Origin of the sequence: Noviherbaspirillum cavernae, assembly GCF_003590875.1 — a bacterium.
Lineage (GTDB): Bacteria > Pseudomonadota > Gammaproteobacteria > Burkholderiales > Burkholderiaceae_D > Noviherbaspirillum > Noviherbaspirillum cavernae.
In genome coordinates this window covers 688,749-714,236 of sequence record NZ_QYUN01000002.1, presented here as the reverse complement: position 1 = coordinate 714,236, position 25,488 = coordinate 688,749, and the positions used below count along the sequence as shown (strand labels likewise).

Sequence of the window (25,488 nt, the reverse complement as noted above, 5' to 3'; positions counted from 1 at the left end):
GCATGACAATGCATGGAGCTTGCCGTCAGACATGCTTTGGCATGCTTCTTGATACGCCACATCAACGCCTCACACCAACGACGGAACAACGCCATGTCCAATTTTTTCGATGAGATGTACTCGGATGGAGCGACGTTCGTGCGCGAACACTATCGCGAGTTCGAAGCGTGGCTGTCCGAACAATCGCCCGAAACGATCGCGCGCAAGCGGATGGAAGCCGACCTGATCTTCCGCCGCGTCGGCATCACGTTCGCCGTGTACGGCAGCGATGCGGGCACCGAACGTCTGATCCCGTTCGACATCATTTCCCGCATCATTCCCGCTGCGGAGTGGGCGCAACTGGAGGCCGGCCTCGTGCAGCGGGTGAAGGCGCTGAACATGTTCATTCACGACATCTACCATGAGCAGAACATCGTGAAGGCCGGTGTCGTGCCGGCGGAACAGATTTTCAAGAACGCGCAATACCGCCCGGAGATGCAGGGCATCACCGTCGCCTCGGATATCTATGCCCACATCGCCGGCATCGATATCGTGCGGGCCGGTCAGGGCGAGTTCTATGTGCTGGAAGACAACCTGCGCGTCCCATCCGGCGTGTCCTACATGCTCGAAAACCGCAAGATGATGATGCGGCTGTTCCCCGAACTCTTTGCGCGCTACAAGATCGCGCCGGTCGCGCATTATCCGGACATGCTGCTCGACAATCTCCGTTCGGTCGCACCGATGGGCGTGACCGATCCGACCGTGGTGGTGATGACGCCGGGCATGTACAACTCCGCGTACTTCGAGCACGCATTTCTCGCACAGCAAATGGGCATCGAACTGGTCGAGGGCAAGGACCTGTTCGTCAACGACAATGCGGTGTACATGCGCACCACGCGCGGGCCGAAGCGCGTCGACGTGATCTACCGGCGCATCGATGACGACTTTCTCGATCCGCTGGCGTTTCGTCCGGACTCTTCGCTGGGTGTGCCGGGCCTGCTGTCCGTCTACCGCGCCGGCCGTGTCACGCTGGCCAATGCGATCGGCACCGGCGTCGCGGACGACAAGTCGATCTATCCCTACGTGCCGGACATGATCCGCTTCTATCTGTCGGAGCAGCCGATACTCAACAACGTGCCGACCTGGGTATGCCGCCGCAAGGAAGACCTCGAATACACGCTGGCGCACCTGCCGGAACTCGTGGTCAAGGAAGTGCACGGTGCGGGCGGCTACGGCATGCTGATCGGCCCGGCTGCGACGAAGGATGAAATCGAGAGCTTCCGGCAGCGGCTGCTTGCCAAACCCGACGGCTACATCGCGCAGCCGACGCTCGCCTTGTCGGCCTGCCCCACCTATGTCGAGGCGGGCATCGCACCGCGCCATATCGACTTGCGGCCTTTCGTGCTTTCCGGCAAAACCGTTTCGATGGTACCCGGCGGCCTGACGCGCGTGGCGTTGACGGAAGGCTCGCTGGTGGTCAATTCGTCTCAGGGTGGCGGTACCAAGGACACTTGGGTATTGGAGAAATAATATGCTCAGTCGCACTGCCGATCATCTGTACTGGATGGCCCGCTACACCGAACGCGCCGAAAACACCGCACGCATGCTCGACGTCAACGTGCAAACCGCCCTGCTGCCGCAATCGGCGCATGCGGCGGAACAAGGCTGGCGCGCGATGCTGGGCATTTCGGAATTGCTCTCGCTGTTCGATCACAAGCACGGCCTGCTGACGGCAAGGGACGTGATCGACTTCATGGTGCGCGACCCCGACAATCCATCGTCGATCGTCTCCTGCCTGACGCAGGCGCGCGAGAATGCCCGTGCCGTGCGCGGCACCCTGACCACGGAAGTCTGGGAAGCGCACAACACGACTTGGCTGGACATCAAGAATCGGCTCAAGGGACATTCGCTGGAACAGGATCCCAGCCGCTTCTTCGAATGGGTGAAATACCGCTCGCACATGTCGCGCGGCGTCACCATCGACACCATGCTGCGCGACGAAGCCTTCCATTTCATTCGCCTCGGCACCTTTCTCGAACGCGCCGACAACACCGCGCGCATTCTGGATGTGAAGTTCCATGGCACGGAACTTGGCAAAGAGATGGCTGCCGAACCGGAACTGGATTACTACTATTGGGCCGCCGTGCTGCGTTCGGTCTCGGGTTTCGAGATTTATCGCAAGGTATACCGCGACGTGATCACGCCGGAACGCGTCGTCGAGTTGTTGATGCTGCGCGGAGACATGCCGCGTTCCCTGCTTGCCTGCATGGAGGAAGTTGTCGCCAATCTGAAACAAGTTCGCAATGATCTGTCGTCCGATACCGAACGCTTCGCCGGGAAACTGCATGCCGAACTCAGATTCGGCACCATCGAAGAGATTCTGAGCAATGGCTTGCACGATTACCTGACGCAGTTTCTGGAACGCATTTTCGAACTGGGCAATCGCGTCAGTCGCGACTTCCTGGTTCCTTTGGTCGCGTGAAAACCATGCAGCTTTCGATTCGTCACGAAACGGTATATCGCTACACCGCGCCATTGAGCTACACCATTCAGCAGCTGCGCGTGTCGCCGCGCATCGAGCCGCAACAGCACGTATTGTCATGGCGCATTGCCACCGTCGGCAATCAGCATCAATTCATTGATGCGTTCGACAACGTCAGTCATATGCTGACAATCACGGGCCTGCATGACGAAGTGCGCATCGCGGCGGAAGGGGTGGTCGAGGTTAGCGCACTGGATCGCGGACGATTGGCGGGAAAGGAAATCTTTTCTCCGCTCGTCTTCACCGTGCCGACCAGACTGACCGTGCCAAGTCGTGCGGTGCACGAATTCGCCGCCAGACACTTGCATCACGATACGCGCAGCCACGCGTTATTGACGCTGGCCGAGGCAATCCGCGACAACGTCGCGTATCAAAGCGGCGCGACCGAAGTCACCACGACGGCCAGCGACGCGCTGCACCTGGGTCAGGGAGTCTGCCAGGATCATGCGCATCTGTTCCTCGCCTGCTGTCATGCGCACAACATCCCGGTGCGCTACGTTTCCGGCTATATCGATCCCGGCGACACCTCGCATGCGGCGAGCCACGCATGGGTCGATGTCTGGGTCGAAGAATCGGATTTTTCGGGATGGGTCAGCATCGATGTAACCCACGCACGCTACGCGGACGAGTCGCATTGCCGGCTTGCCATCGGACGCGACTACGATTCCGCGGCACCGGTGCGCGGTGTGCGCCATGGCGGCGGCACGGAATCCCTGAGCGTCAACGTGCAGGTATCCTCATCTCAGGCAATGAGTTGAGCGCTTGCCCGAGGTTGTGCACATGTTTGCGCCATGGGGAATATCGATGAAAAGCAGCAATACTGCTTCCTGTAAAATCCGGCTTTTGCATTCACTTCAGCAACCATGACTTATTGTGTCGCCATGCGCCTTGATGCAGGGCTGGTTTTCCTGTCCGATTCACGGACCAACGCCGGCGTCGATCAAGTTGGCACCTTCCGCAAGATGACCGTCTTCGAGAATCCGGGCGATCGAATGATGGTGCTGATGACTGCGGGAAATCTTTCCATTTCACAATCGGTTCGCCAGATCATTGCGGAACAAGCAAGCAGCAGCGGCAAAAGCATCTGGACCGCATCCTCGATGTACGAAGCCGCGCGGATCGTGGGCGAAGCGGTGCGCACGGTTCATCAGCGCGATGCCGAGGAACTGAAAAAATTCGGCATCGATTTCAACGTCAACATCATTTTCGGCGGCCAGATCAAGGGCGAACGCAGCCGGCTGTTCCAGATCTACGCAGCCGGCAACTTCATCGAATCGCACAACGAAAACACCTACTTCCAGATCGGCGAGGCGAAGTATGGAAAACCGATCATCGACCGCATCGTCACGCCCGCAACACCGTTGAACGAAGCCGCCAAATGCGCGCTGATCTCGATGGATTCGACGCTACGCTCCAACATTTCGGTCGGGCTGCCGCTCGATCTGCTGATCTACGAAGCCGACTCGCTGGCTGTCAGCCGTTTTGTCACCATCGACGAAAAGAACCAGTACTTCCAGATGATTCGCACGACTTGGGGCCAGCAGTTGAAAAGCATCTTCGCAGGCATCGCCGATCCGGTATGGAACGCCGCGCCGGATTCCGCCGCGATCGCCTTGTCGACCACCAATGCGAACAGCCATCCGATGCGCATACCGCCGCCGGCCGACATCACGGTCACCGATGCGCATCCGGCACCGCTGCAGACATTGACGGAACAAGTCGGCGGGATGCGTCAGCCATGATGTAGATCCGGCCCTGAAAACAAAAACGGCTGCGAGATTCCCGCAGCCGTTTTGCCATCCGAAGCAAGCAATCAAACCACGATGGTCTGCGCTTCCCCGTTCTGACGTTCACGAATTTCACCGATGCGCGTCACCGTTTCGCCGGCGGCCTTCAATTGCGCGATGGCCGCATCTGCGTTTTCCCTGGACACGATGACCACCATGCCGATGCCGCAGTTGAAGACGCGGTGCATTTCCGCATCCGCCACGCCGCCATGCTGCTGCAGCCAGGTAAACAGCGGCGGCATCGTCCATGCATCGCGATGAAGCACGGCGGTCAGGTTGTCGCGCAACACGCGCGGCACGTTCTCGACCAGGCCACCGCCGGTAATGTGGGCCATGCCCTTGACTTCCAGCGTGTCCATCAATGCCAGCAGCGGCTTGACGTAGATGTGCGTCGGTTCCAGCAGCACATCGGCAAGACGGCGGCCGTGGAAGTCGGCGTTCAGGTCGGGTTGGGCCACGGAGATGATCTTGCGCACCAGCGAATAGCCATTCGAATGCGCGCCCGATGACGCAAGGCCCAGCACCACGTCACCCGGCACGATCTTGCTGCCGTCGATGATTTTCGATTTTTCGACCGCGCCGACCGCAAAGCCTGCGAGATCGTATTCGCCGTCCGGGTACATGCTCGGCATTTCCGCCGTTTCGCCGCCGATCAGGGCGCAGCCGGAGAGTTCGCAGCCCTTCGCGATGCCCTTGATGACATCGGTCGCGGACGGCACGTCCAGCTTGCCGCAGGCGAAGTAGTCGAGGAAGAACAGCGGCTCCGCGCCTTGCACCAGAATGTCGTTGACGCTCATGGCAACGAGGTCGATGCCGACGGTGTCATGCTTGTTCAGGTGAAACGCCAGTTTCAGCTTCGTGCCAACGCCATCCGTACCGGATACCAGCACCGGTTCCTTGTACTTTTTGCCGATTTCAAACAGCGCGCCGAAGCCGCCGATTCCGCCCAGCACGCCTTCACGCATGGTGCGTTTGGCAAACGGCTTGATCGCTTCGACCAGGGCATCCCCAGCTTCGATATCGACGCCGGCGTCGCGGTAGGAAAGGGATACGTTAGAAGAACTCATGATGTGATTAAGAGAGGCGGTAAAATAGACGGTTGAGGCGAAAGCAAACCGCTATTTTAACAAACCGATCCATCTGCCCTCTCGTTTCATGCCATTTTCTTTCGATCCGGAGCAAACGCTGTTCATTCCGCGCCGCGTATCCAGCCCGCCATGTTCTTTTGGCAATTTGCATACATCACCATGAGGCAAATGCTGCTCGATCTGGGCGCGGAAAAGCCGCAGACCCTCGACACCTTCGTGACCGGACAGAATGAAGAGTTGCTGCATCTGCTGCATCAGTACGCGCAGCGCAGCAGCGTGATGCCGCAGGAACGCTTTGTCTATCTGTGGGGCGAGTCCGGCGTCGGCAAGTCCCATCTGCTGCATGCGCTGGCCGCAGCCGACGATGCACGTTACATTCCTGCCAACCCGGATCCCGATGCCTATGTGTTCACGCCGCACATCCGGCTGTATCTACTGGATGACTGCGAAAGGCTCTCGCCGGAGGCACAGATCGCCGCGTTCGCTCTCTTCAATCAGGTACGGGAAAACGGCGGCTTGCTGGTCGCGGCAGGTGCCACGGCTCCCGCCACGCTGGCATTGCGCGAGGATTTGCGCACCCGCTTCGGCTGGGGCCTGATCTATCAGCTGCACGGCTTGACCGACGATGCCAAAATTGCAGCATTGAATCATGCCGCACATGCGCGCGGAATCGTGCTGTCACCGGGCGTGTTACCCTACCTGATCACCCATTTCCGCCGCGACATGCAATCCTTGTCGGCCATGCTGGACGCTCTGGACCGGTATTCGCTGGAAACCCAACGGCCCATTACCCTGCCCCTGCTGCGCAATCTGCTGCAGCTTGAAGGCGAGACGAAAGAACAATGAACATTGCCCTGTTTGACCTTGACCATACCTTGATACCGCTCGATTCCGATTTCGAGTGGGGACAGTTTCTGGTCCGAATCGGCGCTGTGGATGCCGATGCATTCGCAAAGCGCAACACGGAATTCTTCACGCAATATCAGGCCGGCACGCTCGACGCGGTGGAATACCTCGAGTTTGCGCTCGGCACATTGGCGCAGTTCCCGCGTGCGCAACTCGATGCATGGCACGCGCAATTCATGGAAGAAGTGATTCTGCCCGCCGTGCAGCCCATCGCGACGGATCTGGTCAAGCGTCATCAGGATGCGGATGATCTGGTCGCCATCATCACGGCGACCAACCGCTTTGTCACGGCACCGATCGCCAAGGCATTCGGCGTGAGCAAGCTGATCGCCGCCGAGCCCGAACTCGACGCGAATGGCGAAATCACCGGCAAGCTGAAAGGCATTCCCACCTCGGGGCCGGGAAAAGTCATTCACGCCAACGAATGGCTCGCATCGATGGGCAAGACGCTGGGCAGCTTCGCGAACAGTTATTTTTACAGCGACTCGCAGAACGACATTCCCTTGCTGTCGGTCGTCACGCATCCTGTCGCAACCAACCCCAATGCTCGTTTGAAAGCGCATGCACAAGCGCATGGCTGGCGCATTCTGAATCTATTCAATGATTAAAAAGTTTATCCGGCGCATCCTTGGCGTCAAAAAGAACCAGACGGATGGCCATGCCAGCCCGGTGATCCTCGGCCCGAAGGATCACGCCATCAATCCGCAGCTGCTGTCGTCGAACGCCGTGCGCGTGACGCAAACCCTGCAGGAAGCCGGCTTCAAGGCTTTCGTCGTGGGCGGCGCAGTGCGCGACCTGCTGCTCGGCGTGAAGCCGAAGGACTTTGATGTGGCCACCAACGCCACGCCGGAACAGGTCAAGCGCCTGTTCCGGCGCGCCTTCATCATCGGCAAGCGCTTCCAGATCGTCCATGTCATGTTCGGTCAGGAAATCATCGAAGTCACGACCTTCCGCGGCGCCTCGGCGGACAGCGCGCCCAAGGACGAGCACGGCCGCGTGCTGCGCGACAACACCTTTGGCGAACAGCACGAGGATGCGGCGCGGCGCGACTTCACCATCAACGCGATGTACTACGATCCGGCCTCGCAAACGGTACTCGACTACCACGACGGCGTGGCCGACATCCGCAACAAGACCTTGCGCATGATCGGCGTGCCGGAAGCGCGCTATCGCGAGGATCCGGTGCGGCTGCTGCGCGTGGTGCGATTCGCCGCCAAGCTCGATTTCACCATCGATCCGGCCACGCGCTCGCCGATCCATGTCATGGCGCCGCTCGTCAACAACGTGCCGGCCGCCCGCGTGTTCGATGAGATGCTCAAGCTCCTGATGAGCGGTCACGCGATGGCCTGCCTGCAGCAATTGCGCACCGAAGGCCTGCATCACGGTTTGCTGCCCCTGCTCGACGTCGTGCTGGAGCAGCCACTGGGGGAAAAATTTGTCACGCTGGCATTGAACAACACCGATGAGCGCATCCGGCACGGCAAGCCGGTGTCGCCCGGTTTCCTGTTTGCTTCGCTGCTGTGGCACCAGGTCGTGGAAAAATGGAATGCCTATCAGGCAGCCGGCGAATATCCGATTCCGGCGCTGCATCTGGCGGCCGACGACGTGCTCGACACGCAGACCGAAAAACTCGCGCTGCAACGCAAGATCGCATCCGACATGCGCGACATCTGGGCGATGCAGCCGCGCTTCGAGCGCCGCGTTGGCAAGTCGCCATACAAGATGCTGGAGCATGTGCGCCTGCGCGCCGGCTACGACTTCCTTCTGCTGCGTTGCGCCTCCGGTGAAATCGACCAGGAGATCGGCGACTGGTGGACCGACTTCATGGCCGCCGACAGCCCCGGCCGCGAGACGCTGCTGGCGAAAAAACCGAAGGCTTCTGACGAAGCGCAGCCGCCGAAGAAACGCCGCCGCCGTCGCAACAAACCGAAGCAGGAGCACGCCGGCGGAGACACCGCATGAGTGCAGCCGGCGCTGCCGCATACATCGGTATCGGCGCAAATCTCGGCGATGCACGCGGCAACGTGCAACGTGCAATGCTGCGGCTCGACAAGCTGAAAGACACCAAACTCACGGGGCAATCCAGTCTGTTCCGCACCGCGCCTGTCGATGCGGATGGCGACGATTACATCAATGCAGTCGCGCGCATCGAGACGCGGCTGCCGCCGGATCAATTGCTGCAGGAACTGCAGGCGCTCGAACTGGAGTTCGGACGCGAACGCCCCTACCTGAACGCGCCGCGCACCCTGGATCTCGACATCCTGCTCTACGGTCAGCAGACAATCCTCACGGACGTGCTCAACGTGCCGCATCCGCGCCTGACGCAGCGCGCATTCGCGCTGATCCCGCTGCTGCAGATCGATCCGTTCATCGCCATCCCCGGCATGGGCGCGGCGCATGAATTCATCCCCGGCATCGCCGCGCAAGCCATTCAGAAACTCTGAAACCACTCATGCAGATTCCCGTCTTCACCCAGACCGCCGGGCTGCTGTTGCTGTCGAATGTATTCATGACGATCGCGTGGTACGGCCACCTGAAAAATCTCGCCGGCAAGCCGTGGTGGATTGCCGCCATCATCAGCTGGTCGATCGCGCTGTTTGAATATCTGTTGCAGGTGCCGGCCAACCGCATCGGCTACACCGAATTCAGTCTGGCGCAACTCAAGATCATGCAGGAGGTCATCACGCTCTCGGTATTCGTGCCGTTCGCGATGCTCTACATGAACCAGCCGTTCAAGCTCGACTACGTCTGGGCGGGCCTGTGCCTGGTCGGCGCCGTCTATTTCATCTTCAGGACTTGAAACTGCGATGAGCATCGACAAATACCGGTACATCGTCGTCGAAGGTCCTATCGGCGCAGGCAAGACCTCGCTGGCACGCAAGCTGGCGGAGCATCTCAATGCGCAGACCTTGTTCGAACAGCCGCAGGAAAATCCCTTTCTCGAAAAGTTCTACCGCGACGGCCCGCGCCACGCATTGCCGACGCAAATGTTTTTCCTGTTCCAGCGGATGAACCAGTTGCGCGACCTGGCGCAGATCGACCTGTTCAACACGCGCATCGTGTCGGACTTCCTGCTGGACAAGGACCCGATCTTTGCGCGCCTGACGCTCGACGACGACGAACTGAACCTGTATCAGCAGCTCTACAACCACCTCCGCCCCCAGGCACCGGTGCCCGAGCTCGTCATCTACCTGCAGGCGCAACCGGAAACGCTCGTCGAACGCATCAGGAAGCGCAGCATTTCAATGGAATCGGGCATCTCCGAAATCTACCTGTACCGGCTTTGTGAAAGTTACAGCCGATTCTTTTATCATTACGACGCCGCGCCGCTATTGATCATCAACACCGAGCACCTGAATCCGATCGAACGTCCCGAGGACTTCGACCTTTTGCTGACTCGCATTGCCAACATGCGCGGCAAAAAGGAATTTTTCAATCGTGGGGAATGACTATGTCCGGATATCTGCAAGACAAGGAAGCCGCCGGCCGCCGCAAGGCGGTGACCGTTCCCGCCATGCTGGCGATGCGTCAGGCGGGCGAAAAGATCGCGATGCTGACGTGCTACGACGCCAGCTTTGCGGCACTGATGGATCGCTGCGGCGTTGAGGTGCTCCTGGTCGGCGATTCGCTGGGCATGGTCAGCCAGGGCCACACCTCGACCCTGCCGGTATCGATCACGGACGTGGCGTACCACACGGCCAGCGTCGTGCGCGGCAACCAGACGGCGTTCCTGATCGCTGACATGCCCTTCGGCAGCTATGCGACGCCGGAAACTGCATTCAAGCACGCGGTGCAATTGATGCAGGCCGGTGCGCAGATGGTCAAGCTTGAAGGCGGAGCGTGGCTGGAGGAAACGGTTCGTTTCCTGACCGAGCGCGCGATACCGGTGTGCGCCCATCTGGGCCTGACCCCGCAATCGGTACACCAGTTCGGCGGCTACAAGGTGCAGGGCAAGACCATCGAAGCGGCAGAGCAATTGAAGCGCGATGCGCTCATGCTGCAGGCAGCGGGCGCTTCGCTGCTCGTGCTGGAAGCGATTCCCTCTGCCTTGGGCAAGGAAGTGACAGAGCTGCTGGCCATACCGACCATCGGTATCGGCGCGGGTCCGGACTGCTCCGGCCAGGTGCTGGTCATGCATGACATGCTCGGCGTGTTTCCCGGCCGCAAGGCACGCTTCGTGAAAGACTTCATGGACGGCCAGACGAGCATCGAGGCTGCGGTGCGCGCCTATGTCGCTGCCGTGAAGGACAAGTCCTTTCCGGCAGCGGAGCATTGTTTCTGAAAATGCCGGCCTGACCTGCATTCGGAATGAGCCGTGCGGTCGCCCGCCGCTCATTCCGATGCATCAACTCTCTTCGTAACGCATCAGGCTGCTTTGCAGCTTGGTGGTCAACTGCTCTGCGCTGCTGATCGATAATCCCAGGTCGCGCAGCAAGCCGTCGTGAATTCCATAGATCCAGCTATGCACGGTCAGTGACTGGCCGCGCTCCCAAGCATCCTGCACGATGGTGGTCTGACAAACGTTGACCACCTGCTCCATCGCATTCAGTTCGCACAGCCGGTTCAGCCGGTCGCGCTCGGGCAGCGCCTCGCCCAGATAGCGGCCATGCTTCTGGTGCACGTCCTGCACATGGCGCAGCCAGTTATCGGCCAGACCGATGCGGCGGCCGGTCATCGCGGCATGCACGCCCGAGCAGCCGTAATGGCCGCAGACGATCACATGCTTGACGCCCAGCACATCAATCGCGAATTGCAGCACAGACAGGCAGTTGAGATCGCTGTGCACGATGACGTTGGCAATATTGCGATGCACGAATACATCGCCCGGCAGCAGGCCGAGCAACTCATTGGCAGGTACTCGGCTGTCGGAGCAGCCGATCCACAGATATTCCGGCGCCTGCTGCAAGGCCAGCTTTTTGAAGAACTCGGGATTTTCCGCCACGATGGACGCAGCCCACTCGCGGTTGTTGCGGAACAAATGCTCGAGCATGTGTTCGTCTTTGATTTGATCCGTCATAAATTAGGAAGGTAAAGGGGTAAATGCGGGATCCCGACAGCGGTGGCCGGGAAAGAAGCTCAGTTCACATTTTATAGAAAACGCGTGTTATTCAAAGAATAAATGCGTTCCCGCAGGGCCGGATCGGTCAATGCTAATTGACGATGGGATAGGCTGCAGGTGGATGTTGATGCAAGAAGAATGCGCGAACCGCATTCCATGGAGAAGCGTTCTTGCGGCCTGAAAGTGAAGGGGGAAACTCGATACACATCAGGCAGCAGCAAGCGAAGCTGCCCGATGTGCGCATGCCAAATGTCATGAATTGCCGCTGCGCGGCGCATCGCCGGGCTTGTCGCCCAGCATGAAGGATTTGAGCTGGCTGTCGATCGGCTTCTCGCCCAGCCAGATCCGCAATATCGCGTTGTAAAAGGCCAAGTCCGGCAGCGCATCGGTCACTTTCCTGCCGTTGAGGTGGATCAGTGTGCCGGTGCCGGGAATCCAGTCGACCGTCAGCACATCGCCTTTTTTCAATTCCGGAATGGCCGCGAATACTTCGCCGAACTTCATCAATTGCGAAACGAATTTCGCTTTCTCGGCGCGATCGATATTTTGCTGAATGCCGGACATGAAGCCGCGTCCGAATTCTTCATTGCCGACCTCGCGCATCATCACGATGGTCACCCGCCTGGCCCCCGAAACCGCAAGCACGTCGGGTACCGTCGTTTTTCTTTCCGGCAGGTACAAACCCGCGACATACACTTTGAAGACGAGTTTGTGGCGAATACCTGCACCGTTCAGCTTCAGGTCCTGGTTCGCGACACGGACCGTGTCGTCCAGCTTGATGCCCGCAACTTCCGCTGCGCTCGCCGGGACTGCAAGATTGCCGAAGACTGTTGCAGCGCTCAATATGGCAAGAGTTCGCACAACGCGATTGTGAAAGTTCATGTTGTCTCCGTTATTGGTTATGTTATTTGCCGTTGCCTGAATGAAACGAACGGCCGTTTTATTATCGGGGCAAAAAATAGAGCTTTAGCTCTAAATGAAATATCGTGCGCATGAAAAAAAACCGCCGCCCCAAGGGGCGGCGGTTCGTCATCGATGCAGCATCCGGCGCAGTCTTTTCGCTTTTCTGCCGGCTATTCGAAAAACTCCTTGACCTTGTCCTTCCATGACTTGCTGTGCGGGCTGTGCTTAGAACCGCCTGCGGTCGTCAGCTTTTCGAATTCCTGCAGCAGTTCCTTCTGCCGTTCGGTCAATTTGACGGGTGTTTCCACCACCACGTGGCAGAACAGGTCGCCGGCATAGCCTGAACGCACGCCCTTGACACCCTTGCTGCGCAAGCGGAAGGTCTTGCCCGACTGCGTCCCCTCCGGCAGCGTGAAGGACGCCTTGCCGTTCAAGGTCGGCACTTCCACTTCGCCACCCAGCGCCGCCTTGGCGAACGACACCGGGATTTCGCAATGCAGATCGTCGCCGTCGCGCTGGAACACCGGATGCTGCTTGATGCGGATTTCAACGTACAAGTCGCCCGGCGGGCCGCCATTCATGCCCGGTTCGCCGTTGCCGGACGAGCGGATCCGCATGCCGTCGTCGATGCCGGCCGGAATCTTGACTTCCAGCGTCTTGTTGCGCTTGATGCGCCCCGCGCCACTGCACGCCGTGCAGGGGCTGGGATTGACCTTGCCCGCGCCGTGACATTTCGGGCAGGTCTGCTGAATGCTGAAAAAGCCCTGCTGCATGCGCACCTGGCCCTGGCCGCCGCAGGTGCCGCAGGTCGTCGGCGAAGTGCCGGGTTTGGCGCCGGAACCGTGGCAGGTGTCGCACTCATCCCACGACGGTACGCGAATGGTGGTATCGAAACCGTGCGCGGCCTGCTCCAGCGAGATTTCGAGGTTGTAGCGCAGGTCCGCGCCGCGATAGACCTGCGGTCCTGCACCGCGTCCGCCGCGATTGCCGCCGCCGAAGATGTCGCCGAAGATGTCGCCGAAGGCATCGGAAAAGCCGCCGTAGCCACCCGCGCCGCCGCCAAAGCCGGCCCCCATGTTCGGATCCACGCCAGCGTGCCCGTAGCGATCGTAGGCATCGCGCTTCTGCTGGTCGGACAGCATTTCGTAGGCTTCCTTCGCCTCCTTGAACTTCTCTTCCGCCCCCTTGCTGTCCGGATTGCGGTCCGGATGGTATTTCATCGCGAGCTTGCGGTACGCCTTCTTGATCTCGTCTTCCGCGGCGTTTTTCGCTACACCCAATATCTCGTAATAATCACGCTTTGCCATCTTGAGGCACCTTCTCGTCTAAGCAAAAACGCCGAGCCGAGGATCGTGCAACGATCACTGCGACCCGGCGAGGCGGCGCGGCGGAAACCGCGCCCGGATACGTTACTTGTCTTTCACTTCCTTGAAGTCGGCATCCACGACATCGTCTTCTCTCGGCTTGGAGCCAGACGCTTCCGCACCGCCTGCTGCGCCAGCCGCGCCGGCAGCACCAGCCGCAGCCTGCTGTTGCGCCTGCATGTCGGCATACATCTTCTCGCCGAGTTTCTGCGCGGCGGTCGACAGCGCAGCAACCTTGGCGTCGATCGCGTCCTTGTCGTTGCCCTTCAGGGTTTCTTCGAGGTCCTTGATCGCCGCTTCGATCTTGTCCTTCTCGCCCGCGTCCAGCTTGTCGCCGTATTCGGTCAGCGACTTCCTGGTGGAGTGCACCAGCGCGTCGCCCTGGTTGCGGGCGTCGGCCAGCTCCTTCAGCTTGCGGTCTTCGTCGGCGTAGAGTTCGGCGTCCTTCACCATCTTCTGGATTTCGTCTTCCGTCAGGCCCGAGTTGGCCTTGATGGTGATCTTGTTTTCCTTGCCGGACGCCTTGTCCTTCGCGCCGACGTGCAGGATGCCGTTGGCGTCGATATCGAAGGTCACTTCAACCTGCGGCACGCCGCGTGGTGCGGGCGGGATGCCTTCGAGGTTGAATTCGCCGAGCAGCTTGTTGCCGGTCGCGATTTCGCGCTCGCCCTGGAATACCTTGATCGTCACCGCAGGCTGGTTGTCGTCCGCAGTCGAAAACACCTGGCTGAACTTGGTCGGGATCGTGGTGTTTTTCTGGATCATCTTGGTCATCACGCCGCCCAGCGTCTCGATGCCGAGCGAGAGCGGAGTCACGTCCAGCAGCAGCAAGTCCTTGCGTTCGCCCGACAGGACCGAACCCTGGATCGCCGCGCCGACAGCAACCGCTTCGTCCGGGTTGACGTCCTTGCGCGGTTCCTTGCCGAAGAATTCCTTCACCTTCTCCTGCACCTTCGGCATGCGGGTCATGCCGCCGACCAGAATCACGTCCTGGATATCGGACACCTTGACGCCGGCATCCTTGATCGCGATGCGGCACGGTTCGATGGTGCGCGCAACCAGTTCCTCCACCAGCGACTCCAGCTTGGCGCGGGTGATCTTCATGTTCAGGTGCACCGGCGCGCCATTGGCCATCGCAATGTACGGCTCGTTGATTTCGGTCTGCTGCGAGGACGACAGTTCGATCTTCGCGCGTTCGGCCGAAGCCTTGATACGCTGCAGGGCAATCGCATCCTTCGACAGGTCGAGGCCGTTGATCTTCTTGAATTCGTCGATGATGTAATCGATGATGCGCTGGTCGAAGTCTTCGCCGCCGAGGAAGGTGTCGCCGTTGGTGGACAGCACTTCGAACTGCATTTCGCCGTCGACATCGGCGATTTCGATGATGGAGATATCGAAGGTGCCGCCGCCCAGGTCATACACGGCGATCTTGCGGTCGCCCTTGCCGCTCTTGTCGAGGCCGAATGCGAGCGCCGCCGCGGTCGGTTCGTTGATGATGCGCTTGACGTCCAGACCCGCAATGCGGCCGGCGTCCTTGGTCGCCTGACGCTGTGCGTCGTTGAAGTAGGCCGGCACGGTGATCACGGCTTCGGTCACTTCCTCGCCGAGATAGTCTTCGGCGGTCTTCTTCATCTTGCGCAGGGTTTCTGCAGAAACCTGCTGCGCCGCGAGCTTCTTGTCGCGCACCTGCACCCAGGCGTCGCCGTTATCGGCCTTGACGATCTCGTAGGGCATCAGGTTGATGTCCTTCTGAACTTCGTTTTCGGTGAATTTGCGACCGATCAGACGCTTGACCGCGTAGAGCGTATTTTTCGGGTTGGTGACCGCCTGGCGCTTGGCCGGCGCGCCGACCAGAATCTCGCCGTCTTCCTGATAGGCGACGACGGAAGGCGTGGTGCGCGCGCCTTCTGAGTTTTCAATCACCTTCGGCTGGCCGCCTTCCATGATGGCGACGCAGGAGTTGGTGGTACCCAGGTCGATGCCAATGATCTTGCCCATAATCGTGTTCCTTTATTGAATATCCAGAGTTTTGTTGAGTTGTATGTATGGAACAAAACGCTTGTTTCAAGCGTTTGAAGATGTCGCCCTGTGTCGTCCTATTTCGCACTCATTGCGCCACCGTCACCAGAGCAGGACGCAGCAGCCGATCGGCGATCATGTAGCCCTTCTGGAGCACGCTGACGACGGTGTTGCTGCCCTGCTCGGCGGGTACCATGGAAATGGCCTGGTGCCTCATCGGATCGAGTTTTTCACCGGGCACGGGATTGATCTCGACCAGCCGGTTGCGCTCGAACGCCGTTGTCAGCTGCTTCAGCGTCATTTCGACGCCCTCTTTCAAGGAGTCCACCGACGGCGTGTCGAGTTTCAGGGCCATTTCAAGGCTGTCCTTGACCGGCACCAGCGCCTCGGCAAAGCTCTCGATCGCAAACTTGTGCGCCTTTGCAATATCTTCCTGCGCGCGACGGCGAATATTATCCGCTTCTGCTTTTGCCCTCAGGAAAGAATCGTGCAATTCGGAGGCTTTCGCTTCCGCAGCCGCAAGTTTTTGCTCCAGCGAAGGTTCTGCCGCCGTTTGCACAGCTTCTTCTGCCGCCTTGCCGTTCTGCGATGACACGGTCTGTTCCGTCTGATCTTGCGTCTTTTCCTGGTCTTGCATTCCGAAAAACCTCCAACAATCAATGACTTAAATCGAATAATCAGCTAAATGGGGCTTTCCCGTATTTTTTCAAGGGGCATTATTTGCCTCCTTGAGAGGGTTCCCCATTGCGGCCCGAAACTGGTCGCAATGTCATTGCGAACGCGGGGAGCGGCCAGTCCATATCGCCTCGACCCGCCATGCCGGCTCCGGGCAGGCGCGACATTCTAGCAACAAAGAAACAAGTTTTCCTTGATGAAACAAGGACTCCATCCACTCGGGAAACATGGCGCAACTGGCCCGATGTGTTCGACCCCGCTACACTTCCGCTTCGCATTCACCAAAGTACATGCATGTCACAACCATCTTCGCCCGGCTCTGAATCGCACAAGGCCGGGAATCCGGACGCGGCAAGGTTTCAGGCGCTTACCCGGCGTCTTCAGCAAGGCGGGATTCTTGCGCCTGCCGACATTCGCACATGGTGTCATCTCGGCTTGGAGCTGGGACAGCCTGGCGCGGTGCAACATGTCTGCCAAAGCCTGCTCGCCGCGCAGGATGTCCACGCTGCGCTGCGCCCGTACTGGCTGTTCTATCTGGGCACGGCCTGCCTGCACCAGATGCAGGTCGAGGAAGGCGTGCTTGCCATGCGCCAAGCGGTCGAGGCCCTGTTGCGCGCGCCGCGTGTCCACCAGCCGCAGCCGGTTTCGCACAAACTGGCCCATCCACGCATCGAGGCACTGCTCTGGGAGACGCTGGCGCAACTTGCCGCCGGCGGCGTGCGCGCATTTGCCCACGCCGGCACGCTGCTCGGGCTGGTGCGGGAGCAGCGGCTGCTTCCCTTTGACAAGGACATCGATCTCGGATTGCTGCTCGAAGACATTCCCAAGGCGCACGACATTCTGCTGCGCCACGGCTGGCGCCGGCCGCAGCCGCTTTTCAGGATCGACAACATGGCAACGTATTGTCATGGCGAGACGGATGTGGTCCTCGACTTGTGCGGTCTGGCGGCAGAAAGCGGTGGCCCGAACCTGCTGGGCGGGTTCTGGATCAACCATGGCACGCCGCCCGCATGGCAGCGCGTGACGCGTTTCCCCGGACCGCTGCAGCTGGAGCTGCATGCCGGTCCGGCCGGCAGCGTCTGGCAATTGCAGAATCCGGAACACTGGCTGGAAACGATTTACGGCAAGGCATGGCGCGTTCCCGATCCCGCGTTTGACACCATCATCGGCGCCTGCAATCTCACGGGATTCTCTTCGCTCACGCAGTGGTATGCCTATTCGCGCATCACCAATGCGTGGCTGAATGGCTATTGGGAAAAGGCGCTGCGCCTGACGCGGCTGGTGCTGGAGCGCCACACGCCGGACGATGCGCTCATGTTGCAAGCGGCGCACACGCTTGAATCGCATTTGGCCAGTCTCGGCCCCGACTCCCGTTCCGCGTGAAGCCGGAATTGCGGGGGACAGGTCAGAAGTCGCGCAGGGAGAGAAACTCGAGCAGGTCCAGATAACGCGTGGCGGAATTTTCATTATCGAAGACCGCCGGCAGAAACAGCCGGTCGCCGACGAGTCTTGCGCGCGGCCGCAGCAGAATGGCGGATTCCGGACTCATGTTCCAGTACTGCGGACCACGGTCCTCGTCGGCCATGTGATAGAGCCCCGCGAGCTCGCCGGAACCACAGGCGCCGGCAAGCATGTCGAGCAAGGCGGACTCCGACGGCGGATGGGCCAGCCGGAAGCGGAAGTCGATCAGCGACACGCCCGCATAGGGAATCAGCACATAGTCCACGCGAAACCGGTCGGCCGCGAGGAAGGGCAGCAGGCGCGGGCCCATGTCCTCCAGCGTGCATGCGCGGCGCTCCGGATGCGGGTGGTCCGCCAGCCGGTGGCGGGGGACGTTATGGATCACGCCGACCTCGGCATCGACAACGCCGCAATGCCGATGCATCCAGTCCGCCAGCGGCACAAAGGCATTGACCGTGCAGGAGCCGTAGGAAACGACCTGCGCGGCACGGTCCAGACTGTCCTGGTTGTAGCCGAAGACGAGTGTTTGATCGGCATCCCGGCAGGTTGCCGAAACGATCACGCGCCGGGTCCGGCCCTGCACGAACTGACGGCACTCATGTGCCGCCGGATGGCGGCCGGAGCACTCCAGCCACCATTCCGGCTGACCGCGCCACCCGGCCTGCGCCGCCGGACCGTGCGCATACGCGATCCGCACGTCCGCCTGCCCGCGCCGCGCAATGACCAGCATCCCGCCGTCCGCCGCCACTTCGCAGTCTGCGAACGACACCTTGGGATCGCCGGTCAGCAGTTCGACCGCCGCCTCCAGCGAACGGTAGGCATCGTTGATGGCGACAATGCGCACCGGCGAATCCGGCTTGTCCAGCCAGCGCCGCAACAGATGCAGGCCGAAGCGGCCCAGTCCGTTCAGTCCCGCAGAGACCATCGCACCCTACTCCTTGCATCCATGCTGAATATGCTGGCGCAACGCGGTCGTCGACACTTCCATCGTGCGCGGCGTCCAGCTCAGTCCGATCCCCAATGCGCTCAGACGCGGCTCCAGCGTCCGCCAGCGCGCACTGCCGCGCCAGTCATCGCCGATGAATACATGGTCAATCGACAACGCCGTCAGCCAGCGCTCGGCCGCATCGGCATCGTCCAGGCTTGCGGGTTGCGGCAGCACCTCGTCCACCCAGCCCAGGCCGCGCACGATCTCGATGCGATGCGCTTCAGACACGGCGGTCGGCCGCTGCTTTTTCTCGAGCACGATGGCATCGCTTGTCACGGCAACCACAAGGGTGCGGCAACGCGCGCGAATAAACTGCAGATAGCGCAGATGGCCGACGTGGAACAGGTCGAACACGCCCACCGCCAGCCCGCGCGCCGGCAATGACGGCGACTCGCCGCGATCATTCAGCATTCCGGGACACTCCACTCGGTCAGGCGCCGCGCGCTCAAACAATGACAACTCTTTAACATGACTTGATACGCATCCATGCGGATGCTTCCACCACTTCCGATTTCTGCCGCAAAGCAGACAGATTGTGCTTCCAACAGTTCCTGATTCGACAGAAAAAAAGGGCGCAAGTATGCGCCCTTTCCTGCAACAAGGAAACGTGCGGATCAGAACGGCATGCGCAGCTTGACCGAGGCCGTGTGGTTGGCAAAGCTTTCGCGCGCCTCGACGTCATAGCGCGCGGTGATTTCCATCGCCTTGCCGCCCATGACCGTCATGCCCAGCCCGCCGCGCACCAGCCAGCGCGGCAGATCCAGTCCCCGCGTGGTGAACTGGCCGCCGCCGCCAACGTAGGCTGCCGTGATCGCCGAGCCATTCGACAGGGCGTCGTAGGCGGTGCCAAGGTTGGCGCTGAGCGTGGTGGTGGAGCTCAAGGCGTGACTCAGCTTGCCGTCCACCGACAGCAGCAGCTCCTTGCTCGAGTTCTTCGCCACATCCAGGTTCAGCGCGTTGGCGCCGGTCTCGGTATACGCCCCGTCACGCATGTAGGTGTAGTCGATCCGCGCCGACGGCGTGAACGCGGTTTTGGCGCCGACATCCAGCGTGCGGCCCACGCCCGCGCCCACGTGCGCATTCCAGCTGCTGTAGTTCGAGTGCGCGACTTCATTCAGGCCGCCGAAGCTGATCGTGCGGGTCCCCTTGTTGCGGTTGGTGCCGACATCGGCCTGGAAGCTGAGGTCGGTGCGCGCATCGAGACTGTAGCTGCCGTAGCCGATCAGGCGGTAGCCGTCGACCTTGGCGTTCTGCAGGCCGCTGTTGTCGTCGACCTTGCTGTTCATGTAGGAGAACGCACCGCCGACGCGCACCTGATTGGAGACGACGTGATCCACGCCGAACACCATGCCATAGGTGTCGGCCTTGTAGCCGCTGACGTTGTTGCGATCGTCTTGCCGCGCCCACGAGCCGACCGGCTTGAACCACATCTGGCGGTCGCCGATGAACTCGTCGCCGGACGACAGACCCTTGTTGGCTTCCTGGCGCGCCTGGATCACGCGGTTGGTGGACTGCATCGACGACGAATTGACCTGCGCCATGCCGGCTGTCATCAGCGGCAGGGTCTGGCTGACCGCGTCCGACACGGCCTGCTCGGTCGGCAGCGTGCCGAGCGCGGTGATGACCGGGACCATCGCTGCCGGCGCGCCTGTGCCCTGCGCGATCAGGCTGTCGAACACACGGGCGGCACCCAGTCCCGGCGTATTTTGCGCGCCGGTCACGCTGCTGACGACGGTGGTGCTGGGTGTTTGGCCAGGGCCGGGGTTTGATGCGACACAGGTGGCGCTACCCGCCGCCGCAACGCACAAGTCGATCGCATTGCCGTTCCTGGTGGCGATGAAGTCGAACAGCGCGCTGTTGTCGGTGACGGCAATCGCCGGCTCGGTGAGCAGCGTGCCGGCGGTAATCACGCCCGGCTGCACGCTGGTGCCGGCGACCAGCGCAGGCGCACCCACCACGTTGACATTGATCTTGCTGCTTGCAACGAGATTGGCGGAGCCGGTGACAACCAGCTTGCCATACGTGCTGGCGCCGGAGAGGCCGGTTTCAAACACGCCATCAGGCGCATGCGAGTAATTTCCGTTAACCGTCACGGTGTTGCCGGCGGCAACCGACACCGTACCCGCGTTGACAAAGGCATTCGCGGCGGTGATGTCGTGCGCCATGTTCAGCTTCGCATCATGGTTGACGATAACGGTGCCGACGTTGAACGTATTCTCGGTGCTGAAGTTGGCACCGACGGCGACAAACACCTCCGATTGCGCATTGCCGGTCACAGGGCCGGTGACGCGCGCACTGCCGCCATGCAGCTGAAGCTCGGCTCCGTTCAGCGCAACCGCGCCATCAATCAAGCCATGGTTAAGGATGCTGGAGGTGACGGTGCCGAGATTGTTGATGGCGAAGGACGAACCCCGGATGATGCCTGTGGCGTTGTTGGTGATGGTGCCGACGACGCCATTGGCATTGATCTGGATGCCGGTGGAACCGGTGATCGTCCCGCTATTGGTGATGAAACTCACTGCAGGAATGGAACTAAGAGGCTGGACAAGCACGCCAGCGCCCTCGCCCCCATCGATGAGACCGCCAGGCACCGGAACATCGAGGCTGCTGCCGGAACCCAGCACGCACGTGGTTGGCATTGAGCCGTTAATGACGTTGGGGCCGGTATTACTACAACCGGCAGCGCTCGCCGTCCCCGACATGAACGCCATGGCACCGACTGCCATGAGAACGGCTGCGGTAGTTGCCTTCAGAGGCGAAGGCGATACGTGCTCTGTTGCTTGTTTTCCTGTGAGGATGAGTGAGGCTGAGTGGGCGTTGTGATTGATGGTGCGAGTAGCGCGATTCATGTGATTCCTGAAGCAGTATGGAACGGTACATCAATGAGTTCTTGATGTTTCTTTGCAGAAAGATTGCCACTGAATCTTACTCATTTCCCCTCTATTCCATGATCGCCAACAGACAAGGAAAATCGCCCTTGTTTAATGAATCGACCCGCGTACAATCTTGCCATGTGGAAATCAATCCTGCCTCTGCTGCTGGCGCTTGGCCTCACCTCCTGCGCGACCATTTCTCCCGAAACGCGTCGGCATCATGCCGATACGCTGGCGTCCGCCGAGGGCTGGCAAAGACTGACGCTGCCCACGCAGCATTTTGTGCTGGCCGCTTACGCGCCCGCCGCCATCCGGAGCGACAAGATCCTGACCGTCTACATTGAAGGCGACGGCATGGCGTGGCTGACCCGATCGCAACCCTCGGACGATCCTACGCCGCGGCAACCGGTATCGCTGGAACTGGCCCTGCGCCACACGCGCGGCAATGCTGCGTATCTGGCACGCCCCTGCCAGTACGTCGCAGGGGCGGATCGGCGCGGTTGCGATGAGCCCTACTGGACCGCGCGTCGTTTCGCACCGGAAGTCATCGACGCCAGCAACGAAGCCATCGATGCGCTCAAGCGGCGTTTCGACGCGCAGCAACTGGTTCTGGCAGGTTATTCGGGAGGCGGCGCGGTGGCGGCGCTGGTCGCAGCGAGGCGCTCTGATGTGGTGCGACTGGTGACGGTGGCGGGCAATCTCGATCACGCCGCCTGGACCAGGCTCCACCGCGTACTGCCGCTGGAGGGCTCGCTCAATGCTGCCGATGCGTGGCAATCATTGCAGGACATCCCGCAGCTTCACTTCGTCGGCGGCAAGGATGCCACTATCCCGCCCGGCATGACGGCGTCCTATCTTTCCCGCTTCCCGGTCGCGCGACGGCCCGAGATGCGTGTCGTGGAAGATTTTTCACACGTGTGCTGCTGGGCCGGACAATGGCCGGCGCTGTCGTCGCAGGCATTTCCCTGAATGCCGTCAGTCCAGCGCGGGCGGCGTTGAGACGAAATCAGTTCGCCGCGCCCAGCGATGCCGCGTGCGCGCGGGAGATTTCCGCGTCTTTTTTCGCCTCTTCCCGCCCAAGCGGCGTCATCATCGTCGGCCAGCCGATCATGTGCTGCTCGGCGATTTCCGCCAGCGCGGCGATCCACGAGGGGGATTCATTCAGGCAGGGAATGTAGTGGAACTCCTTCCCGCCCGCGGTCAGAAAGTCGCGCTTGGCTTCCAGCGCGATTTCTTCCAGCGTCTCCAGGCAATCGGCGGGAAATCCGGGGCATAGCACGTCCACCCTTGCCACGCCCTCCTTCGCCAGCTTCACCAGTGTCGGGGCCGTGTAGGGCTGCAGCCACTCTGCCTTGCCGAAACGGCTCTGGAAGGTCACCACGTACTGCTCGGGACTCAATTGAAGCGCCGCCGCCAGCAGCCGCGCCGTCTTGTGGCACTCGCAATGGTAGGGATCGCCCAGGGTCAGCGTGCGCTTCGGCACGCCGTGAAAACTCATCACCAGCTTGTCGGGACGGCCATGCATGTCCCAGTAAGCAAGCACTGACTTTTTCAGGGCGTCGATGTAGCTTTCCTGGTCGTGATAATGCTTCACCAGGCGCAGTTCGGGCACATTGCGCACCCTGGCGTAATGCTTGAACACCTCGTCATAGACAGAGGCAGTGGTCGTGCCGGAATACTGCGGATAGGCCGGCAGAATCAGGATGCGATCGCAGCCATCCGCCTTCAGCTTGTCCAGCACCTGCGGCAGCGAAGGGTTGCCATAACGCATGGCATACACCACCTGGACTTCGTGCCCGCGCTCGCCAAGGTAACCGCGCAGCAGAATCGCCTGCTTTTCCGTATGCACCTTGAGCGGCGAACCGTCCCGGCTCCAGATCGCCGCGTATTTTTCAGCCGACTTGCGCGAACGCAGCGGCAGGATGAGGCCGTTCAGGATGAACCACCATGCCGCCTTCGGAATCTCCACCACGCGTGGATCGGACAGGAACTCCTTCAGATAGCGCCGCACCGCAGGGGCGGTTGGCGCATCGGGCGTGCCGAGATTGACCAGCACCACGGCTGTTTTTGCAATGCTGCCGTGGGCGTGGGAAGGCTCTGGTTGAAAACGCATGGGAATACAGTCTGATTGTTTGTTGTGTGTCGTGACGGCCGCCTTGACAGCGGCGCGTCAGGATGCCAGCAACTCGCGCGCGTGCTTGCGGGTGGTGGCCGTGATTTCCAGCCCGCCCAGCATGCGCGCGACTTCCTCGACGCGGGCCTTGGCGTCGAGCGGTTCGATGCACGAGACGGTCCGGCCTGCGGTACTCGACTTGCTGACCTGGTAATGCTGATTGGCCTGGCTGGCGACTTGCGGCAGGTGCGTCACGCACAGCACCTGGCGATCCTGCCCCAGCCGCTTCAGCAGGCGGCCGACCACCTCGGCGACGCCGCCGCCGATGCCGCTGTCCACTTCGTCGAAGATCAGGGTCGGCGTTGCCGTCGCGCTCGACGCGATCACGGAAATCGCCAGCGAAATACGCGCCAGTTCACCACCCGACGCCACTTTCGCCAGCAGCCGCGGCGCGGTGCCGGGATGCGCGGCGACCATGAACTCCACCTGCTCCAGTCCGTAGGCAGCCGGTTCGCACGCATTCAACGCGATTTCAAAACGGCCGCCAGCCATGCTCAGGTCCTGCATCGCAGCCGTAACCGCATCGCCCAACGCCTTGGCTGCCTTGGCGCGCGCTTTCGACAGCTTCTGCGCAGCGCCCATGTAAGCAGCCTTCAGCTTGTCTTCCTGCGCGCGCAAGGCGTCGAGGTCGCTGGCATCGGCGAGCTGCTTCAGCTGCGCAGACAGCGTCGCGAATTCCTGCGGCAGATCGTCGGGCGCGACCCGGAACTTGCGCGCGGTCGAGTGAATCGCGTCCAGCCTTGCCTCGACTTCATGCAGGCGGTCCGGATCGAGCTCGACCCGGCTCAGATAATCATTGAGCGCATAGACCGCTTCCTGCAATTGAATGGCGGCCGGCTCCAGCGCTTCCACCACCGGCTTCAACGCGCCGTCGATATCGGCCAGCTTGCCGAGCTTCTGCGTCAGAGCCGCCAGCTGCGACAGCATCGGATTGTCCGATTCGGAAATGGCGGACAAGGCTTCCTGCGCGCCTTCGAGCAGGCTCGCGGCATGCGACAGGCGGCTGTGCTCGTTGCTGATCTCGCTCCATTCGCCGGGCTTGACCGCGAGTTTCTCCAGTTCGCCGACTTGCCACTCCAAGCGTTCGCGCTCCAGCAAGACGTTCCTTGCATTGATCTCGAATTCCTCGCGCTGCTTCGCCAGCGCGCGCCAGGTCTTGTACGCCGCCGCCACCGCCCTCGCCTCGTCCAGCAGACCGGCCTGGCTGTCGAGCAGCACGCGCTGTGCATCGGTTTTCAGCAGCGACTGGTGCGCATGCTGGCCGTGGATATCGACCAGCATCTCACCCAGCTCGCGCAGTTGCGCGGCAGTCGCCGCGATGCCGTTGACGAATGCCCTGGAACGTCCCGCATTGTCGATCACGCGGCGCAGCAGGACGCCGCCTTCCTCGTTGCTGAATTCATTGACCTCAAGCCACGCGTCGACTTCGTCGCTGCCGGAAAACTCGGCAGTGATATCCGTCTTGCCCGCGCCTTCGCGCACCACGCTGGCATCGCCGCGCCCGCCGAGTGCGAGCGCCAATGCATCGATCAGGATCGATTTCCCCGCGCCGGTTTCGCCGGTGAAGACAGTGAAGCCGGGCGCGAATTCAAGTTCGATCGCATCGACGATGACGAAATCCCGAATGGAAAGTGTGCGGAGCATGTTGGAGTTTCTTGTTGGACGCAGTGT

Annotated in this window: 24 protein-coding genes; 13 read left to right on the top strand and 11 right to left on the bottom strand. The window is 60.9% G+C overall.

The annotated features are described in order from the left end of the window. Positions 1-93: 93 nt before the first annotated feature. From D3870_RS03460 to D3870_RS03445, 4 genes are all read left to right on the top strand, one after another. Positions 94-1,509, top strand: a complete 1,416-nt coding sequence (locus D3870_RS03460; protein ID WP_119741621.1) for a circularly permuted type 2 ATP-grasp protein — start codon at positions 94-96, stop codon at positions 1,507-1,509. Between the two features lies 1 nt (position 1,510). Continuing rightward, positions 1,511-2,461 (top strand): alpha-E domain-containing protein, encoded by a 951-nt coding sequence (locus D3870_RS03455; protein WP_119736692.1) that lies wholly within the window; start codon positions 1,511-1,513, stop codon positions 2,459-2,461. 5 nt (positions 2,462-2,466) lie between these two features. Continuing rightward, a complete protein-coding gene (locus D3870_RS03450; protein ID WP_119741619.1) occupies positions 2,467-3,279 on the top strand; it encodes a transglutaminase family protein in 813 nt (270 codons plus the stop codon). Between the two features lie 105 nt (positions 3,280-3,384). Further along, positions 3,385-4,263 (top strand): proteasome-type protease, encoded by an 879-nt coding sequence (locus tag D3870_RS03445; protein ID WP_119736690.1) that lies wholly within the window; start codon positions 3,385-3,387, stop codon positions 4,261-4,263. 71 nt (positions 4,264-4,334) lie between these two features. Here D3870_RS03445 and purM read toward each other — a convergent pair whose 3' ends face one another. Further along, positions 4,335-5,378, bottom strand: a complete 1,044-nt coding sequence (gene purM / locus D3870_RS03440) for a phosphoribosylformylglycinamidine cyclo-ligase (protein ID WP_119736688.1) — start codon at positions 5,376-5,378, stop codon at positions 4,335-4,337. A 177-nt stretch (positions 5,379-5,555) separates the two neighbouring features. On the opposite strand from purM, the gene hda reads away from it, so the two are divergent. Genes hda through panB form a run of 7 tightly spaced genes read left to right on the top strand, consistent with a single transcriptional unit; the run spans position 5,556 to position 10,584 of the window. Then, the gene (hda, locus tag D3870_RS03435; RefSeq protein WP_119741617.1) at positions 5,556-6,242 is read left to right on the top strand and encodes a DnaA regulatory inactivator Hda; all 687 of its coding nucleotides are present in this window, start codon (positions 5,556-5,558) and stop codon (positions 6,240-6,242) included. Next, positions 6,239-6,910: a histidinol-phosphatase gene (locus tag D3870_RS03430; protein ID WP_119736686.1), complete on the top strand. Its 672-nt coding sequence runs from the start codon at positions 6,239-6,241 to the stop codon at positions 6,908-6,910. The genes hda and D3870_RS03430 overlap by 4 nt, the downstream gene beginning before the upstream one ends. Then, positions 6,903-8,264 carry a polynucleotide adenylyltransferase PcnB gene (pcnB, locus tag D3870_RS03425; protein ID WP_119736684.1) on the top strand — a complete coding sequence of 454 codons (1,362 nt, stop codon included), beginning with the start codon at positions 6,903-6,905 and terminating at the stop codon, positions 8,262-8,264. Before D3870_RS03430 ends, pcnB begins: the two co-directional genes overlap by 8 nt. Then, complete coding sequence (gene folK / locus D3870_RS03420; protein ID WP_119736682.1) at positions 8,261-8,746, top strand: 2-amino-4-hydroxy-6-hydroxymethyldihydropteridine diphosphokinase; 486 nt, start codon at positions 8,261-8,263, stop codon at positions 8,744-8,746. The genes pcnB and folK overlap by 4 nt, the downstream gene beginning before the upstream one ends. 8 nt (positions 8,747-8,754) lie before the next feature. Next, a complete protein-coding gene (locus D3870_RS03415) occupies positions 8,755-9,102 on the top strand; it encodes a DMT family protein (RefSeq protein WP_119736680.1) in 348 nt (115 codons plus the stop codon). A 7-nt stretch (positions 9,103-9,109) separates the two neighbouring features. Next, positions 9,110-9,751: a deoxynucleoside kinase gene (locus tag D3870_RS03410; protein ID WP_119736679.1), complete on the top strand. Its 642-nt coding sequence runs from the start codon at positions 9,110-9,112 to the stop codon at positions 9,749-9,751. A gap of 2 nt (positions 9,752-9,753) precedes the next feature. Then, positions 9,754-10,584: a 3-methyl-2-oxobutanoate hydroxymethyltransferase gene (panB, locus tag D3870_RS03405; protein WP_119736677.1), complete on the top strand. Its 831-nt coding sequence runs from the start codon at positions 9,754-9,756 to the stop codon at positions 10,582-10,584. Between the two features lie 63 nt (positions 10,585-10,647). Here the strand turns inward: panB and can are convergent, their stop codons facing one another. From can to grpE, 5 genes are all read right to left on the bottom strand, one after another. Beyond that, positions 10,648-11,319, bottom strand: a complete 672-nt coding sequence (gene can, locus D3870_RS03400; RefSeq protein WP_119736675.1) for a carbonate dehydratase — start codon at positions 11,317-11,319, stop codon at positions 10,648-10,650. Between the two features lie 294 nt (positions 11,320-11,613). Next, positions 11,614-12,243, bottom strand: coding sequence for a chalcone isomerase family protein (locus D3870_RS03395; RefSeq protein WP_119736673.1), 630 nt, complete (start codon positions 12,241-12,243; stop codon positions 11,614-11,616). A gap of 191 nt (positions 12,244-12,434) precedes the next feature. Further along, a complete protein-coding gene (gene dnaJ, locus D3870_RS03390; protein WP_119736671.1) occupies positions 12,435-13,571 on the bottom strand; it encodes a molecular chaperone DnaJ in 1,137 nt (378 codons plus the stop codon). Positions 13,572-13,673: 102 nt separating this feature from the next. Then, positions 13,674-15,626 (bottom strand): molecular chaperone DnaK, encoded by a 1,953-nt coding sequence (gene dnaK, locus D3870_RS03385; RefSeq protein WP_119736670.1) that lies wholly within the window; start codon positions 15,624-15,626, stop codon positions 13,674-13,676. A 109-nt stretch (positions 15,627-15,735) separates the two neighbouring features. Then, entirely contained in the window at positions 15,736-16,284 is a 549-nt protein-coding gene (gene grpE / locus D3870_RS03380; RefSeq protein ID WP_119736668.1) for a nucleotide exchange factor GrpE, read from the bottom strand. 332 nt (positions 16,285-16,616) lie between these two features. Between grpE and D3870_RS03375 the strand changes: the two genes are divergently transcribed. After that, positions 16,617-17,705 (top strand): LicD family protein, encoded by a 1,089-nt coding sequence (locus tag D3870_RS03375; RefSeq protein WP_119736666.1) that lies wholly within the window; start codon positions 16,617-16,619, stop codon positions 17,703-17,705. Between the two features lie 22 nt (positions 17,706-17,727). On the opposite strand, the gene D3870_RS03370 is transcribed toward D3870_RS03375, so the two are convergent. The 3 genes from D3870_RS03370 to D3870_RS03360 form a co-directional block, all read right to left on the bottom strand. After that, the gene (locus tag D3870_RS03370) at positions 17,728-18,708 is read right to left on the bottom strand and encodes a hypothetical protein (RefSeq protein WP_119736664.1); all 981 of its coding nucleotides are present in this window, start codon (positions 18,706-18,708) and stop codon (positions 17,728-17,730) included. 6 nt (positions 18,709-18,714) lie between these two features. Then, positions 18,715-19,182, bottom strand: a complete 468-nt coding sequence (locus D3870_RS03365) for an FAD synthase family protein (protein ID WP_119741616.1) — start codon at positions 19,180-19,182, stop codon at positions 18,715-18,717. A gap of 203 nt (positions 19,183-19,385) precedes the next feature. Continuing rightward, complete coding sequence (locus tag D3870_RS03360) at positions 19,386-21,497, bottom strand: autotransporter family protein (RefSeq protein ID WP_158590366.1); 2,112 nt, start codon at positions 21,495-21,497, stop codon at positions 19,386-19,388. 285 nt (positions 21,498-21,782) lie between these two features. Here D3870_RS03360 and D3870_RS03355 point away from each other — a divergent pair, with 285 nt between their 5' ends. Further along, complete coding sequence (locus D3870_RS03355; protein WP_119736660.1) at positions 21,783-22,613, top strand: alpha/beta hydrolase; 831 nt, start codon at positions 21,783-21,785, stop codon at positions 22,611-22,613. A 37-nt stretch (positions 22,614-22,650) separates the two neighbouring features. Here D3870_RS03355 and hemH read toward each other — a convergent pair whose 3' ends face one another. Continuing rightward, entirely contained in the window at positions 22,651-23,757 is a 1,107-nt protein-coding gene (gene hemH, locus D3870_RS03350) for a ferrochelatase (protein WP_119736658.1), read from the bottom strand. Between the two features lie 57 nt (positions 23,758-23,814). Next, positions 23,815-25,461: a DNA repair protein RecN gene (gene recN, locus D3870_RS03345; protein WP_119736656.1), complete on the bottom strand. Its 1,647-nt coding sequence runs from the start codon at positions 25,459-25,461 to the stop codon at positions 23,815-23,817. Between the last annotated feature and the right edge of the window lie 27 nt (positions 25,462-25,488).

Bases quoted from the DNA above. Each gene is read 5' to 3' on its own strand.
- D3870_RS03395 (WP_119736673.1), bottom strand. From the start codon at position 12,243: ATGAACTTTCACAATCGCGTTGTGCGAACTCTTGCCATATTGAGCGCT.
- panB (WP_119736677.1), top strand. From the start codon at position 9,754: ATGTCCGGATATCTGCAAGACAAGGAAGCCGCCGGCCGCCGCAAGGCG.
- D3870_RS03460 (WP_119741621.1), top strand. From the start codon at position 94: ATGTCCAATTTTTTCGATGAGATGTACTCGGATGGAGCGACGTTCGTG.
- D3870_RS03430 (WP_119736686.1), top strand. From the start codon at position 6,239: ATGAACATTGCCCTGTTTGACCTTGACCATACCTTGATACCGCTCGAT.
- dnaJ (WP_119736671.1), bottom strand. From the start codon at position 13,571: ATGGCAAAGCGTGATTATTACGAGATATTGGGTGTAGCGAAAAACGCC.
- recN (WP_119736656.1), bottom strand. From the start codon at position 25,461: ATGCTCCGCACACTTTCCATTCGGGATTTCGTCATCGTCGATGCGATC.
- D3870_RS03410 (WP_119736679.1), top strand. From the start codon at position 9,110: ATGAGCATCGACAAATACCGGTACATCGTCGTCGAAGGTCCTATCGGC.
- D3870_RS03360 (WP_158590366.1), bottom strand. From the start codon at position 21,497: ATGGCAGTCGGTGCCATGGCGTTCATGTCGGGGACGGCGAGCGCTGCC.
- D3870_RS03415 (WP_119736680.1), top strand. From the start codon at position 8,755: ATGCAGATTCCCGTCTTCACCCAGACCGCCGGGCTGCTGTTGCTGTCG.
- D3870_RS03355 (WP_119736660.1), top strand. From the start codon at position 21,783: ATGTGGAAATCAATCCTGCCTCTGCTGCTGGCGCTTGGCCTCACCTCC.
- D3870_RS03455 (WP_119736692.1), top strand. From the start codon at position 1,511: ATGCTCAGTCGCACTGCCGATCATCTGTACTGGATGGCCCGCTACACC.
- hemH (WP_119736658.1), bottom strand. From the start codon at position 23,757: ATGCGTTTTCAACCAGAGCCTTCCCACGCCCACGGCAGCATTGCAAAA.
- D3870_RS03375 (WP_119736666.1), top strand. From the start codon at position 16,617: ATGTCACAACCATCTTCGCCCGGCTCTGAATCGCACAAGGCCGGGAAT.
- folK (WP_119736682.1), top strand. From the start codon at position 8,261: ATGAGTGCAGCCGGCGCTGCCGCATACATCGGTATCGGCGCAAATCTC.
- D3870_RS03365 (WP_119741616.1), bottom strand. From the start codon at position 19,182: ATGCTGAATGATCGCGGCGAGTCGCCGTCATTGCCGGCGCGCGGGCTG.
- can (WP_119736675.1), bottom strand. From the start codon at position 11,319: ATGACGGATCAAATCAAAGACGAACACATGCTCGAGCATTTGTTCCGC.
- pcnB (WP_119736684.1), top strand. From the start codon at position 6,903: ATGATTAAAAAGTTTATCCGGCGCATCCTTGGCGTCAAAAAGAACCAG.
- dnaK (WP_119736670.1), bottom strand. From the start codon at position 15,626: ATGGGCAAGATCATTGGCATCGACCTGGGTACCACCAACTCCTGCGTC.
- hda (WP_119741617.1), top strand. From the start codon at position 5,556: ATGAGGCAAATGCTGCTCGATCTGGGCGCGGAAAAGCCGCAGACCCTC.
- D3870_RS03370 (WP_119736664.1), bottom strand. From the start codon at position 18,708: ATGGTCTCTGCGGGACTGAACGGACTGGGCCGCTTCGGCCTGCATCTG.
- D3870_RS03450 (WP_119741619.1), top strand. From the start codon at position 2,467: ATGCAGCTTTCGATTCGTCACGAAACGGTATATCGCTACACCGCGCCA.
- grpE (WP_119736668.1), bottom strand. From the start codon at position 16,284: ATGCAAGACCAGGAAAAGACGCAAGATCAGACGGAACAGACCGTGTCA.
- D3870_RS03445 (WP_119736690.1), top strand. From the start codon at position 3,385: ATGACTTATTGTGTCGCCATGCGCCTTGATGCAGGGCTGGTTTTCCTG.